We start from the raw sequence: 12,911 nt of genomic DNA on the forward strand, positions 1-12,911 counted from the left end.
TTGGGTTACCCCAGTACAGGCAGCATAACTGCCGCCAAAAAATAAATACATGGAATGACAAAAATAACGCTGTCAAATCTGTCCATTATTCCGCCATGTCCCGGAATAAGCGTTCCGTAGTCCTTGATATTGTGATCGCGCTTAATTCCTGATGCAAGAAGGTCTCCTATCTGGGAGATGATGCTTCCTGCAAAGCAGATGATCATAAGCCCCCAAACGGTAGATGGACTGTGAGTCTCATTCACATAGAGGATATATCCTATGATACCTCCGACGATCACAGAACCCAGGATTCCTCCGATCGCGCCCTCGATGGTCTTCTTAGGTGATAATACCGGTGCCATCTTGTGCTTTCCAAAGGCTCTTCCTGCAAAGTATGCGCAGGTATCGCACACCCAGGCAATAAACGGAACCCAAGCAAAGTATATGCCCAAATGCCTGATCCTGAGCAGATAGACAAAAGACATATTGACCGGCGCATAGATAAAGCAGAAGAAGCAAAAGATTGCCTGAGAGGCCTTATATTTCGGGAATGAAATCACATAGCAGACCATGATCAGGAAAAAGGCAAACATTATTGAGAAAATGTAATACCTGTAGTCCTTGACCAGCATCATCTGGATATAGTGAACCAGAATTGATGCATATCCGCAGGCTTCAAGCATATTGATCTTCTGTCCGTCCTTGTGAACTCCAAGTGCTCTTGTGAGCTCAAAAAACGCTATAAGTGACACTATCAAAAGTGCTGCCGAGAGTACGTACCCTCCCGGGATAAGTACTGCCGCCAGCACAATACCAATTACAATTCCACTGATAACTCTAGTCTTCAAGATTCCTTCAGTCCTCCAAACTTACGGTTTCTGCCGGCATAGGCTTCCACCGCCTTTTCAAGCTCAGCCTTATCAAAATCAGGCCATGCTACGGGAGTAAAGTAGAACTCCGTATAAGCACACTGCCAGAGCAGGTAATTGGAAATTCTCTGCTCATTGCAGGTCCTGATAAGAAGGTCCGGATCCGGAAGGAAGTTGGTATCTAAATTGTCTGCAATATCCTTCTCTGTAATATCCTCAGCACGCAACTCTCCGGTCTCTACTTTCGCAGCAACCTTTCTGACTGCCCTTGTGATCTCATCCCTGCTGCCATAATTGATGGCAATGGTAAAGGTCAGTCCGGTGTTGCCTGCAGTGGTATCCTCAAGCTCTTTTATAGCCTTTTGGATATCCTCTGAAAGCAGAGAGCGCTCACCGATAACACGGCAGCGCACATTGTTCTTCATGGATTTCTTTATACTGGTTTTTAAATAATTACGCAAAATCGTCATGAGGGCAGATACCTCTGCCTCAGGACGACTCCAATTCTCAGTTGAGAATGCGTAGACTGTAAGATATTTAATTCCCATGTCTCTTGCGACTACGAGAATGTCTTCAACAGCTTTTGCTCCCTGCATATGGCCGTAGTTTCTGGGCATGCCCTTAGCCTTGGCCCATCTTCCGTTGCCATCGAGTATGATGGCTACATGTGCAGGAATATTTGTATTTGCTTCCATAGATTATACCGTCATGATTTCCTTATTCTTCTCTTCTACAGCTGCATCGATATCCTTGATGAACTTGTCGGTTATCTTCTGGAGCTCATCGTTAAGATCCTCGATCTCATCCTCTGAAACCTCGGTTCCTTTGAGCTTCTTGAGGGCATCGTTGCCGTCACGTCTTACGTTTCTTACTGCAACCTTAGCGTCCTCACCCTTTTTGCGGATATCCTTGGTGAGCTGTTTTCTGCGCTCCTCTGTGAGCTCAGGGAAAACGAGTCTTATTACAGCACCGTCGTTGCTTGGTGTGATACCGAGGTCTGATGCCATAAGAGCCTTCTCAATATCCTTGATAAGTGTCTTGTCCCAAGGAGCGATCTGAATGATCCTGGCCTCAGGAATAGATACGTTTCCAACCTGCTGAATAGGAGTAGGTGTTCCGTAGTAATCAACCTTAATCTTATCGAGAACATGTGGATTAGCTCTACCTGCTCTTATTGATGCAAGATCATCCTTGAGATAATCAAATGACTTCTGCATTTTGTCGTTAAAGGTCTTAAGTCTCTCGTTCATACACATAACCTCCCCTGGTTAATTTGTTGTAACGGTTGTTCCGTTAAAATCGCCTGTTGATGCCTTAACAATGCTGTTCTCCTCCTGGAGAGCGAATACTCTCATAGGCATGTGATTGTCCCTGGCGAGTATTGATGCTGTCATATCTACAACCTGAAGGTTCTGCTCTATAACCTCATCGATTGAGATAGTGTCATATCTCTTTGCATCAGGGTTCTTGGCAGGATCTGAATCATATACTCCGTCAATAGCCTTGGCAAGAAGTATATAGTCAGCCTCAACCTCGATGGCCCTTAAAACAACTCCTGTATCTGTTGAGAAATACGGATGACCTGTACCACCTGCAAAGAACACTACCATATTCCTTGCAAAGTACTTGTTTGCTCTGTCCTTGGAAAAGAGCTTTGTGAAGGATCCGCACTCGAATGGAGTAAGTATATTGGTCATCATGCCTACACTTCTGAATATCTCGGATACATAGATGCAGTTCATGATTGTGGCAAGCATTCCGATCTGGTCAGCCTTGGTGCGATCGATGTTCTCACTGCTGCGACCTCTCCAGAAATTGCCTCCTCCGATAACGATACCTACCTGAGTTCCGTTATCTACAAGCTGCTTAACCTGAAGTGCAACCTTTCTGACGGTCTCCTCATCGAAGCCTGTCTTCTTATCACCTGCAAGTGCCTCACCACTGAGCTTTAATAAAATTCTCATATCTTCTCCATTATCAAATTATTTATTCTTAAGTCCCTCGAAGAACTCTGAAGGATTAACATCAGCGTAAGCCTGTGAGCACATACCCTCGATAACAGCACCATTGTTGATCTGTACTGACTGAGACTTGATATTGCCCATTACGATAGCTGTTGTATCAAGAACTACAGGACCGTGAACATCGATGTCACCCTTTACAGCGCCTGCGATAACTGCGCTTGATCCAAAGATGTTACCTACGATAACAGTGCTCTGGCCAACCTTAACGCTGCCCTTACTCTTAATCTCACCGGTGATCCTTGCTGACTCTGCATAAACTTCTGCTGCGTCTGAATCTCCGTTGATCTCGCCTGTAATGTTGAGCTTGCCGAGACACTTGATATTACCTGTGATCTTACCGATGAGCTCAAGTGAACCTGTTGTGGCAATGTCGCCTTTGACGATCATACCTTCGGTAATGCTGGCAACTTCATCTGTAGGTGTCTGCTGTTCGAAATCCATAGTTTCAATTCCCCCGTTTCTTGTTATCATTTCTGTTTCTGCATTTTTATCTGCAACATACTTGCCAATATGTGCAGGATTTATAGCCTCAAGTGCGTTCTTGGGCTCCTCGACCTTGATCTCTTCCTGAGTCTGCTCTTCGATTTTCTCTTCAAGCTCACGAACTTCATCCACGGTCTCAGAAACTTCTTCGATCTCCTCTTTTAACTCATCTATAGTCTCGACTGCATCTTCTGCAACCTCGTCTAAAGTCTCTGCTACATTCTCAGCAGCTTCAGTCTCCTCCACAGCATCCTCTTTTCTCTCTGCTGCCTCATCAAGCTTAATGTCGTCAAGGCGATTAAGCATGCTGTCAAGGTCTACAGGCTTGGGAGCTTCTACAGGTCCATTGCTGCCCTTGTTTTCAGCTTCAGGCTTGTCCTCAGGCATAAGAGTGTTTACAGCCTGTGAGAGGTCGCTTTTCAGCTCAGAAAAAAATCCCATCTAGATATCCTCCATTCAATCTTTTTTCGTTTAATTGATATGTTGAACCGGTAACGTATCCTCGGTTATCGGTACTATCACTGTGTCATCCATCGCCTGGATCGCTTCGATTATCTCAGGCAGTGCTTCTACCGTACTCTTTTTATCTGCTGCGTCGTGCATAAGTACTACGCAGTGTTTAAATCTGGGTACGTTGTTAACTATGTTGGCGTAGATCGTGTCTTTGTTGGCACCGGCCTTGTCATCACCCGCTGAAACGTTCCAATCAAAGAAGGTGACATCACTGCTCTCCAGATAATCAATCAGCTCATGCATATCCGCCTTGCTGACCGTGTTGGAGCTCCCACCGGGGAAGCGGTAAAAACCGGACCACACGCCCGTTGTCTCGTATAAGAAAATTCTTAATTTATCCGTATCTTCCTTGAACGAATCAAGAGAAGCATATAATTCGCTGTACTTGTGACTGTACGAGTGCATCCCAAGAGTATGCCCATCATTAACTATTCTCTTGTAAAGATCTGTATACTTGGCATTTGGTTTGCCACAGACAAAGAAGGTAGCCTTTACATTGTGCTGCTCTAATATATCGAGTATCTCGTCTGTGTACGTACTTGGTCCGTCGTCAAAGGTCAGATAAACATATCTGGTACCTTCTATATCCTCAGGATTCTGAGCGCCACTGACATCCACCGTGGCGTAGTCAACATCCATCCCTTCCGAAGTAGTCTCTACAATATTCGAATCTTCCCCATCCGGCTTTGCTTCTGTAGCCAGAATATCTCTCTCGCTGCCGAACTGCTCTCTGTACCACTCAAGATCCGCCATGCTCTTCTCATATTCAGTGTGAAGGCGGTCGTATCTGATGGCCAGAATAACGCATATACAAGTGGGAATAAGGCAGGCAGCTGCCACTGTAGTAATGATGAGTCTGCGCAAATATCGGATCCTTTTACTGTACTGCTTAGACTCCATTATTCCATCTCTTTCTTACTAATATGTAACCAAGGTATAGTATAGCATAGAATACCAAACACAAAAAGGTCTTTTGTTTAGATAACACGTGTGATTTCTTCTGCAATAGCGCCTGCTACAAAGAGCTTGTATTCGTATCTGCTATCCTGAACAGGCACGGAAATATGGAAGCTCTCAGTGCCCTCTTTATGAGCTATGGCAAAAAACACTTCGCCGGGAGTCGAGTCGTTGTTGGCAGGATCTACGTTGCCCATAGTTCCGGTAACTCCGATCGCTATATCTGCACCATAAGCTCTTTTGGCTGCAAGTGCCATCTCACGGGCAGTCTCCTCGGAGTACACTCCGAATCTCCCTATCACATCCGCAGGTACATTCTGCTTTATCTTGGCCTCGTTTGAATAGGTTACAAAGGCTCCCTTTAAAACCGCCGATGCACCTTCGGTGTCTGTCAAAAGAGATGCCACAAGACCAGAAGTGCAGCTCTCCATTGTCGTTATGGTGAGCTGCTCTTTTATTAAAGTATTCGTTATATAGCGGAACTTCTCCCGCACATTCTTTTCAAGATCAGTCATATCACATTCCCATTGCTATAAAAACAAACCTTAGGATAAATGCAACAAGCCAAGCAATAGCGCACTGCCATAAAACTACCGCAAGAGCATATAGTCCGCCAAGTTCTCTTTTTATGGCTGCAATTGCTGCTACGCAGGGTGAATAAAGGAGTGAGAACACAAGCAGTGTTGCTGCTGTAACAGCTGTAAGTGCATTCTCCACACCGCCACTAAAGAGAATATTCATGGTTGAAACAACGCTCTCCTTGGCGATAAATCCTGTGATAAGGGATGTCACAACCCTCCAGTCCCCAAGACCGAGAGGAGTAAACAAAGGAACCAGCACACTTGAAAGCGCAGCCATTATACTGGTTGAAGAATCTTCCACCAGATTAAAGCGAAGATCAAAGCTCTGTAAAAACCAGACTACAATTGTTGCAACCAGGATAACGCTGAAGGCCCTTGTGAAGAAGTCTTTTGCCTTATCCCATAGAAGCCTTGCTACATTCTTTGCTCCCGGCATACGGTAATTCGGAAGCTCCATTACAAAGGGAACTGCTTCGCCTCTGAAGATTGTGTTCTTGTAAGCAAGAGAAGCCAGGATTCCGACTGCTATTCCGAGAAGATATAAGAGCACCATTACAAGTGCTGCTTTGTCCGGGAAGAAAGCAGCTACAAAGAATGCATAGATAGGCACCTTGGCTGAACAGCTCATAAACGGTGTAAGGAGTATGGTCATCCTCCTGTCTCTTCTTGAAGGAAGGGTTCTGGTTGCCATTACTGCAGGAACCGTACATCCAAAGCCGATAAGAAGAGGCACGATACTTCTTCCCGAAAGACCGATTCGCCTAAGGAGCTTGTCCATAAAGAAGGCTACTCTTGCGATATAACCGCTGTCCTCCATAAGTGAAAGGAAGAAGAACAATGTAACAACAATGGGCATGAAGCTAAGAACACTTCCGACACCGTCAAATATTCCGTCAAGCACAAGTCCCTGTATAGTTGCATTGACATGAGCTGCACCCATTCCGGCTTCCGCAAGGCCCTTAAGGTAGTCAACTCCCATCTCCAAAACGTCCTGTAAAAAAGCGCCGATGACATTGAAAGTCAGATGGCATACCAGGAGCATTATCAGGATAAAGCATGGAATTGCTGTCCATTTTCCCGTAAGTATCTTATCTATCTTCTCTGAGCGTATTCTCTCCTTGCTCTCCATGGGTTTGACCACAGTCTGCTCGCAGACACGCTCAATAAAGTCATATCTCATATCGGCGATGGCAGAGCTTCTGTCCATTCCGCTCTCATCTTCCATCTTCTTTATGATCTGACGGATCATTTCTTTTTCATTCTCATCAACAGCGAGCTTCTCCATTACGATTTCATCGCCCTCGATGACCTTGGTGGTGGCAAACCTCAAGGGAAGTCCAGCCTTTTCTGCATGATCCTCAAGTATAGCCTCCACTGCATGGATTGCTCTGTGGATTGCTCCGCCGTGATCGGTCTTAGAGCAAAAATCCTGCTCCATAGGCTTTTCCTGATACTGAGCAAGGTGCACGGCATGACGCACAAGCTCTGCCACACCCTCATTTTTGGAAGCGGAAATAGGAACCACAGGTACGCCAAGAAGCGCCTCCATTTTGTTGATATCAATGGAGCCGTTATTGCCTTTCACCTCGTCCATCATGTTAAGAGCAACTACCATGGGTACTCCCATCTCGAGAAGCTGCATGGTAAGATACATGTTTCTCTCAATGTTCATGGCATCTACGATGTTGATGATGGCCTTTGGTTTTTCTTCAATTACAAAGTTTCTGGATACCAGTTCCTCTGCACTATAAGGAGACATGGAATAGATTCCGGGAAGATCCGTAACAAGAGTATTCGGAAAGTCTCTGATGGGTCCGTCCTTGCGATCTACGGTAACGCCCGGGAAATTTCCAACGTGCTGATTGGCACCTGTAAGTTGGTTGAAAAGAGTGGTCTTGCCACAATTCTGATTTCCCACAAGAGCAAAGGTCAAAAGAGTACCGTCAGGAAGCTTGTCCTTATCGCCCTCTACGTGATATTTGCCGTCCTCGCCAAGTCCGGGGTGCTCTGAACTTACTATCTCTTTTATTCTCTCATGCTTGTTGGTGCGCTCTATTATCGGCTCAATCTCGATCTTCTCTGCATCAGCAAGACGAAGAGTAAGCTCATAACCGTGTATCTGAAGTTCTACAGGATCGCCAAGAGGCGCATACTTAATAACAGTCACCTCTGTTCCGGGAATAACTCCCATGTCCAAAAAGTGCTGTCTAAGCGCGCCTTCTCCGCCGACGGCCTTAATGACCGCCGACTGACCAATCTTCAGTTCTTTTAAATTCATTATTAATCCATCTCCTTAAGAAGTCTCTCAGCTGCTGTGAGTTTTACGCAAACTGTGAAGATGAGCATAGCAAGCTTAAGATCCGGCAAGCTTGGAAGTGTCGGAGCAATACGGATATTGGAATCATGAGGATCCTTGTGATATGGATATGTGGCACCGGCTCCGGTCATGGTAACACCGGCCTTCTTAGCTCTGTCAACAGCAGCCTTGGCACATCCTTCAGGTGCATCAAAGCTGATGAAATATCCTCCCTTTGGCCTTGTCCAGCTTCCTACTCCGTAAGGAGCAAGTTCAGTATCAAGGATCTCCAAAACAGCCTCGAACTTAGGTCTTATGATTGCTGCATGCTTTCTCATGTGTTCCTTGAGATTGTTGATATCTCCGTTAAAGAATCTTACATGACGAAGCTGGTTAACCTTGTCATGTCCGATGGTCTGATATGTAAGCTGAGCCTTGATCTCCTCCAAGTTGTTAAGAGATGTGGCAATGGCAGCAATTCCGCTACCGGGGAAGGTGATCTTGGAAGTTGATGAGAACTTGTAGACCATATCCGGGCTTCCTGCTCTCTTACACTCCTCTAAGATTTCTATAAGGTAATCCTGATCGTCATCATAAAGGTGGTGAACTCCGTATGCATTGTCCCAGAAGATACGGAAGTCTCTTGCTGCGGGACGAAGACGTGCAAAACGTCTTACAGTCTCATCAGAATAGGAATAGCCCTGAGGATTTGAATACTTAGGTGTGCACCAGATTCCCTTGATGGACTCATCAGATGAAACGAGTCTCTCTACCTCATCCATGTCAGGACCTGTAGGTGTCATCTGTACCGGGATCATCTCGATTCCGAAGTATTCAGTAATTGCAAAGTGTCTGTCATATCCCGGAACAGGGCAAAGGAATTTAACCTTATCAAGCTTGCACCATGGAGTATTTCCCATAACACCGTGTGTATAAGCCCTTGATACGGTATCATACATAACGTTAAGTGAAGAGTTACCATATATAATGATATTCTCCGGCTTGTTCTCCATCATTGCACCGATGAGAACCTTGGCCTCATGAATACCATCCAAAACGCCGTAGTTACGGCAATCTGTTCCATCCTCGCATGAAAGATCCGCCTCTGAATTGAGGGCATCCATCATACCCATAGAAAGATCAAGCTGTTCTCTGCATGGCTTACCTCTTGCCATGTTCAGATTCAGATCCATCTCCTGATACTTCTTGTACTCGGCCTTGAGCTTAACAATTTCCTGCTCAAGTTCCTGCTTGTTCATCTCAACATACTTCTTTGTACTGCCTTGAACCTGGGACATCTTTTTCTCCTCTCAAATTCACCACGTTAAATCGCTGATTTCTTCAATAAAATATAACGCAGACTTGAAAAAGAATCAAGGTATACAATTATACAAAATTAAATGAAATTAAGTTTTAAACGAAATAAAAATCATTGAAATAATTTTGCTATTGTGTTAAATTTTTAACTCGGTTGTATTTAAGGAGGAGAAATAATGTACAAAAAGAATCTAATCAACTTGTGCGCTGTTACAATCGCCATGTCTATGGCATTTGCTCCTGCTGTAACAGTATGCGCAGAGGATACTCAGTATCCCACAACAACAGAAACCTGGCAGGAAAACACAGGTGAAACCACCATTCACAACGGTGATGTCATCAACGATGGAAGCCAGAACTCAACAGTTTACGCAGAGGGTGAGGGGACCCTTGTCGTAGAAAACGGTAATTCTTTAAATGTCAATGATAGCTGGCGCACCATCTCAAGCCACACAAACGGAACAGCTGTCCTTAACGGAAACGGCGAAGGTGCAAGCGGTGCCGGAGCATTCGTAAACGGTACCACTGTTGTAAGTGGAGACATTACAGCCAGAACCGGAGCAGGTCTTAATGCCACAGGTGATAGCTACCTTATAGATGGCGGCAATGTATCAGCAAATGCTTCAGGTATAACAACAGATGGAACATCTACCATTATTGTTAATGGGGATGTAAACGCCAATACTACCGGTATCAAAGTAACTGTCACACAGAACACACAGGCCGGCAAGACACACATCTGCGGATGCGGGGATAACTGCGGAGCCGGTGATAACTGCTCATGTCCTGACAGAGTTGATGTGACAAGCGATGGAAACAACAAAAATCTCATCGTAGTTGAAGGCACAGTAGATGCTCCTGTTGGAGTAAGTGTTGAGCTGAATTCTGCAAAAGATGATCAGGGTAATGCATTATATCAGTTATCAACTGATGATCTTCCTACCATCGTTGTTTACGAACTTGCAAATGATACCATCGTTGCAAAGACAGCCGATGAAAACGGCCAGATAGTTGAGGATCCTTCACTTGAGGAATATCTCAGAAACAATATCCAGTATATTGTAAAGAACAACTCTACAGGTATCATCACCGTAAACGATGGTCTTAAGCAGACAACAGTAACCAAGATTTCTTACGATAAGAACGCAAATAAGTCAACTGCACAGGAGGCACTTCTGACAACAACACTTCAGAATGCTTTCACAGTAGCTGTTAATGCCGGTTATGAGCTTACAGCAGGTAGCAATGTAGAGATCACTCCTAACGGCGACGGTACATACACAATCAGACTTACAAACGGCAAGGGTGGAATCACTCTTTCAGCAAGACTTATAAATGTATCATCTCCCGCTGCTTCTTATGAAGAACATCAGGACTCAGAGGAGACATTTGAGCCATTCATCTTTGCAACATTCACAGTAACAAACAATTCACTTCCTGACGTTCTCGGTGCATCAAGAGACGGTGGCATGGCTACAGAAGTTGTTGATTATGCATCAAGACCTGTTGTAAAGATTGCAGGCGGTCCTCTTACAGCATTTGAGTATAAAGAGGCCTTCATCAGAACAATGAAGGAAGCTCCAAAGAATGCCATCGTAAGACTTGAGACTTCAATCCCAAGCTGCTTTGACAAAATGATGATGGAAGCACTCGCTGAGAGAAGCGACATTCTTCTTGAAGTAGTATTCCCTGTAAACGGTGAGAAGGTCACAGCAACTGTTCCTGCCGGATACGATGTAATGAGCCTTCTTGACGAGAACGGATATTGCGGTTTCTTAAACCTTCTTGCAGTATTCGGAAACAGCGCTCAGTAATACGAAATCAATAAACAAACTATAAAGAGGTAGCAGCAAAGCGCTGTTACCTCTTTTTTTATGTTATAAATAACGCGCGAGAAAACCCCTTCCGAAGTTCCGAAGAGTCCCGAAGAGTCCCCGAAGAGTTCGGTTGTGGGATGAATCGCTTTACTCGAACCTTTGTTCGTGATAGAATAAGCATATCGGACGTTGAAAACTGTATATATGAGGTTGCACCACGAATCTAATAAACCAAGAACCTGTGGTGCGTAAAATATACAAGGTGTTTAGTTCCCAAGCGCCACAAGCGCATATATAACACTTAAAGTATGCCGAAGGGATTTCCCGACGGAGTAGCGGCACCGTGAATGTGCCTTACTATACCGTAAGGTATTGTAGAAACCATTTCCGATAACATCGGTGATGGTAGTTCATTTAGTTAGTAAGCATACCACTTCTGAGCCTCTCGTGAATGGGAACATATCCACGGGAACAGCTCTTTTAACCTTGTATCCTCCCTTGGTAATGAGCTTAAGATCATTGGCCAGCGAATCCGGGCTGCAGGATATGTACACTACCTTCTTGGGAGAAAGAGCTATCAGCGACCTGATAAACTCCGGCGTAGATCCTGACCTTGGAGGATCCATGAACACGAGGTCGACTTTATCTCCGGATTCTGCCATCTGTTGCATAAATACAGTGGCATCATTCTGATAGAATGTAATGTTCTTTACTTCATTGATCTTAGCATTGAGGATTGCATCTTTTACTGCATCCTTGTTAAGTTCAACACTGATGACCTCTTTTACATGAGGACTTGCTATAAGGCCGATGGTTCCAACTCCGCTGTAGCAGTCCATGGCAACTTCATCACCTGATAGATCAGCCATTTCGATTGCAGTCTTGTACAGCACTTCCTGCTGAATAGGATTAACCTGGTAAAAAGACTTCGGTGATATCTTGAACTTCATACCACAGCAAATGTCATAGATGAATCCCGGTCCATAGATAGGCTTTTCCTTATCTCCAAGGATCATGCTGGTCTGCTTATCATTTACATTAAGAACGATCGTGGTGATCTCCGGATGCTCTTTTCTAAGAGCCTTAACAAAGTTATTCTTGGACGGGAATACAGGTGACACGGTAACCAGTACAACCATGATTTCTCCCGTGTTCTTACCTATCCTTATCAGCACATGGCGAAGAAGACCGTATCCGTTGTCCTCATCAAAAGTCTTGATCTTGAAGGACTTAAGCATTCCTCGTATAGTTGCAATGATCGCATCGGCTTTCTGGTCTTCCAAAAGGCAGCTATCAACAGGCACAACCTCGTGGGAGCCTTCTCTGTATATTCCGGTTATAGGATTGCCCTTTCTGTCATGGTCAAAGACCGCATGAACCTTGCACCTGTAGTGCTCGGGACTCTCCATGCCCATGAAGGACTCCACCTTGCAGTATGGCTTTAAAAGCTCCGCAACATGTGCATGCTTTTTACGAAGCTGTGTCTCATAAGGAGTGTCGATCATCTGACATGCTCCGCACTTCTTAAACACAGGGCATCTGCTCTTAGTTGTTTTTTTCTCTGCCATATTTTCTCCTTTACGCAAAGAATAAGCAGGAGAAATAAATCCCCTGCTCTATTTTAAAATTTCTCGTTATCTTCAGTATCGCCGATCTTGTTCTCGAATCTGAGCTCCGGCATTTCAAGACCTGTGCCCTCTTCCTTAACCGCTTCGCTTCTTCTGCGGATGCGCTCTGTATTCTTGAGTTCGCCGTAATCCTTGTACTTGATACCCTCGATTCCCTGAGAAAGCTCTTTGGCCCTCAAAAGGTCACCCTTATTGATCCTGAAGGTGCAGACTATCTTGCTGCCCTTTCTGTCGAAGAGCCTCTGAAGAATTGATTTGTCCTGCCACTCGATAAAGTAAGAGATACGATGTGCCAAAAACCTCTCTTCGAGCTGCTTCTTGCTCTCTACGCTATATACCCTGCAGAAGGGTACTTCATTATTAAAGACCTGATTGTTCTGGATAATAGAAGACATATAAACCTCACTTTATTTTCTAACTAATATTAGATTATAACCCAGAAAG

General features: G+C 44.7%; 12 protein-coding genes. 1 reads left to right on the top strand and 11 read right to left on the bottom strand.

What is annotated here, in order from left to right; all coding sequences use genetic code 11:
- Positions 1–5: 5 nt before the first annotated feature.
- The 9 genes from G589_RS0102985 to G589_RS0103025 form a co-directional block, all read right to left on the bottom strand.
- Positions 6–830, bottom strand: a complete 825-nt coding sequence (locus G589_RS0102985) for a phosphatidate cytidylyltransferase (RefSeq protein WP_051192141.1) — start codon at positions 828–830, stop codon at positions 6–8.
- Positions 827–1,546 (bottom strand): isoprenyl transferase, encoded by a 720-nt coding sequence (locus tag G589_RS0102990; protein WP_026521054.1) that lies wholly within the window; start codon positions 1,544–1,546, stop codon positions 827–829. Before G589_RS0102990 ends, G589_RS0102985 begins: the two co-directional genes overlap by 4 nt.
- A gap of 3 nt (positions 1,547–1,549) precedes the next feature.
- A complete protein-coding gene (gene frr / locus G589_RS0102995) occupies positions 1,550–2,101 on the bottom strand; it encodes a ribosome recycling factor (protein ID WP_022769557.1) in 552 nt (183 codons plus the stop codon).
- Positions 2,102–2,119: 18 nt separating this feature from the next.
- The gene (gene pyrH, locus G589_RS0103000; RefSeq protein WP_022769556.1) at positions 2,120–2,815 is read right to left on the bottom strand and encodes a UMP kinase; all 696 of its coding nucleotides are present in this window, start codon (positions 2,813–2,815) and stop codon (positions 2,120–2,122) included.
- Positions 2,816–2,833: 18 nt separating this feature from the next.
- The gene (locus G589_RS0103005; RefSeq protein WP_026521055.1) at positions 2,834–3,799 is read right to left on the bottom strand and encodes a polymer-forming cytoskeletal protein; all 966 of its coding nucleotides are present in this window, start codon (positions 3,797–3,799) and stop codon (positions 2,834–2,836) included.
- 30 nt (positions 3,800–3,829) lie between these two features.
- A complete protein-coding gene (locus tag G589_RS0103010; protein WP_035775239.1) occupies positions 3,830–4,771 on the bottom strand; it encodes a polysaccharide deacetylase family protein in 942 nt (313 codons plus the stop codon).
- Positions 4,772–4,848: 77 nt separating this feature from the next.
- Positions 4,849–5,343: a CinA family protein gene (locus G589_RS0103015; protein WP_026521057.1), complete on the bottom strand. Its 495-nt coding sequence runs from the start codon at positions 5,341–5,343 to the stop codon at positions 4,849–4,851.
- A gap of 1 nt (position 5,344) precedes the next feature.
- Positions 5,345–7,687, bottom strand: coding sequence for a ferrous iron transport protein B (feoB, locus tag G589_RS0103020; protein ID WP_026521058.1), 2,343 nt, complete (start codon positions 7,685–7,687; stop codon positions 5,345–5,347).
- A 2-nt stretch (positions 7,688–7,689) separates the two neighbouring features.
- A complete protein-coding gene (locus G589_RS0103025; RefSeq protein ID WP_026521059.1) occupies positions 7,690–9,003 on the bottom strand; it encodes an aminotransferase in 1,314 nt (437 codons plus the stop codon).
- 195 nt (positions 9,004–9,198) lie between these two features.
- On the opposite strand from G589_RS0103025, the gene G589_RS0103030 reads away from it, so the two are divergent.
- Positions 9,199–10,836 (top strand): hypothetical protein, encoded by a 1,638-nt coding sequence (locus tag G589_RS0103030; RefSeq protein WP_026521060.1) that lies wholly within the window; start codon positions 9,199–9,201, stop codon positions 10,834–10,836.
- Positions 10,837–11,249: 413 nt separating this feature from the next.
- On the opposite strand, the gene rlmD is transcribed toward G589_RS0103030, so the two are convergent.
- Positions 11,250–12,407, bottom strand: coding sequence for a 23S rRNA (uracil(1939)-C(5))-methyltransferase RlmD (gene rlmD, locus G589_RS18675; RefSeq protein WP_051192142.1), 1,158 nt, complete (start codon positions 12,405–12,407; stop codon positions 11,250–11,252).
- A 53-nt stretch (positions 12,408–12,460) separates the two neighbouring features.
- A complete protein-coding gene (locus G589_RS0103040; RefSeq protein WP_026521061.1) occupies positions 12,461–12,862 on the bottom strand; it encodes a hypothetical protein in 402 nt (133 codons plus the stop codon).
- Positions 12,863–12,911: the final 49 nt, after the last annotated feature.

The organism is Butyrivibrio sp. VCB2001, assembly GCF_000423965.1.
Classification (GTDB): Bacteria; Bacillota; Clostridia; order Lachnospirales; family Lachnospiraceae; genus Butyrivibrio.

What these genes read in the sequence shown, in the direction of transcription:
- G589_RS0102990 (WP_026521054.1), bottom strand. Translation starts at nt 1,546, where the DNA reads ATGGAAGCAAATACAAATATTCCTGCACATGTAGCCATCATACTCGAT.
- frr (WP_022769557.1), bottom strand. Translation starts at nt 2,101, where the DNA reads ATGAACGAGAGACTTAAGACCTTTAACGACAAAATGCAGAAGTCATTT.
- pyrH (WP_022769556.1), bottom strand. Translation starts at nt 2,815, where the DNA reads ATGAGAATTTTATTAAAGCTCAGTGGTGAGGCACTTGCAGGTGATAAG.
- G589_RS0103005 (WP_026521055.1), bottom strand. Translation starts at nt 3,799, where the DNA reads ATGGGATTTTTTTCTGAGCTGAAAAGCGACCTCTCACAGGCTGTAAAC.
- G589_RS0103010 (WP_035775239.1), bottom strand. Translation starts at nt 4,771, where the DNA reads ATGGAGTCTAAGCAGTACAGTAAAAGGATCCGATATTTGCGCAGACTC.
- G589_RS0103015 (WP_026521057.1), bottom strand. Translation starts at nt 5,343, where the DNA reads ATGACTGATCTTGAAAAGAATGTGCGGGAGAAGTTCCGCTATATAACG.
- feoB (WP_026521058.1), bottom strand. Translation starts at nt 7,687, where the DNA reads ATGAATTTAAAAGAACTGAAGATTGGTCAGTCGGCGGTCATTAAGGCC.
- G589_RS0103025 (WP_026521059.1), bottom strand. Translation starts at nt 9,003, where the DNA reads ATGTCCCAGGTTCAAGGCAGTACAAAGAAGTATGTTGAGATGAACAAG.
- G589_RS0103030 (WP_026521060.1), top strand. Translation starts at nt 9,199, where the DNA reads ATGTACAAAAAGAATCTAATCAACTTGTGCGCTGTTACAATCGCCATG.
- rlmD (WP_051192142.1), bottom strand. Translation starts at nt 12,407, where the DNA reads ATGGCAGAGAAAAAAACAACTAAGAGCAGATGCCCTGTGTTTAAGAAG.
- G589_RS0103040 (WP_026521061.1), bottom strand. Translation starts at nt 12,862, where the DNA reads ATGTCTTCTATTATCCAGAACAATCAGGTCTTTAATAATGAAGTACCC.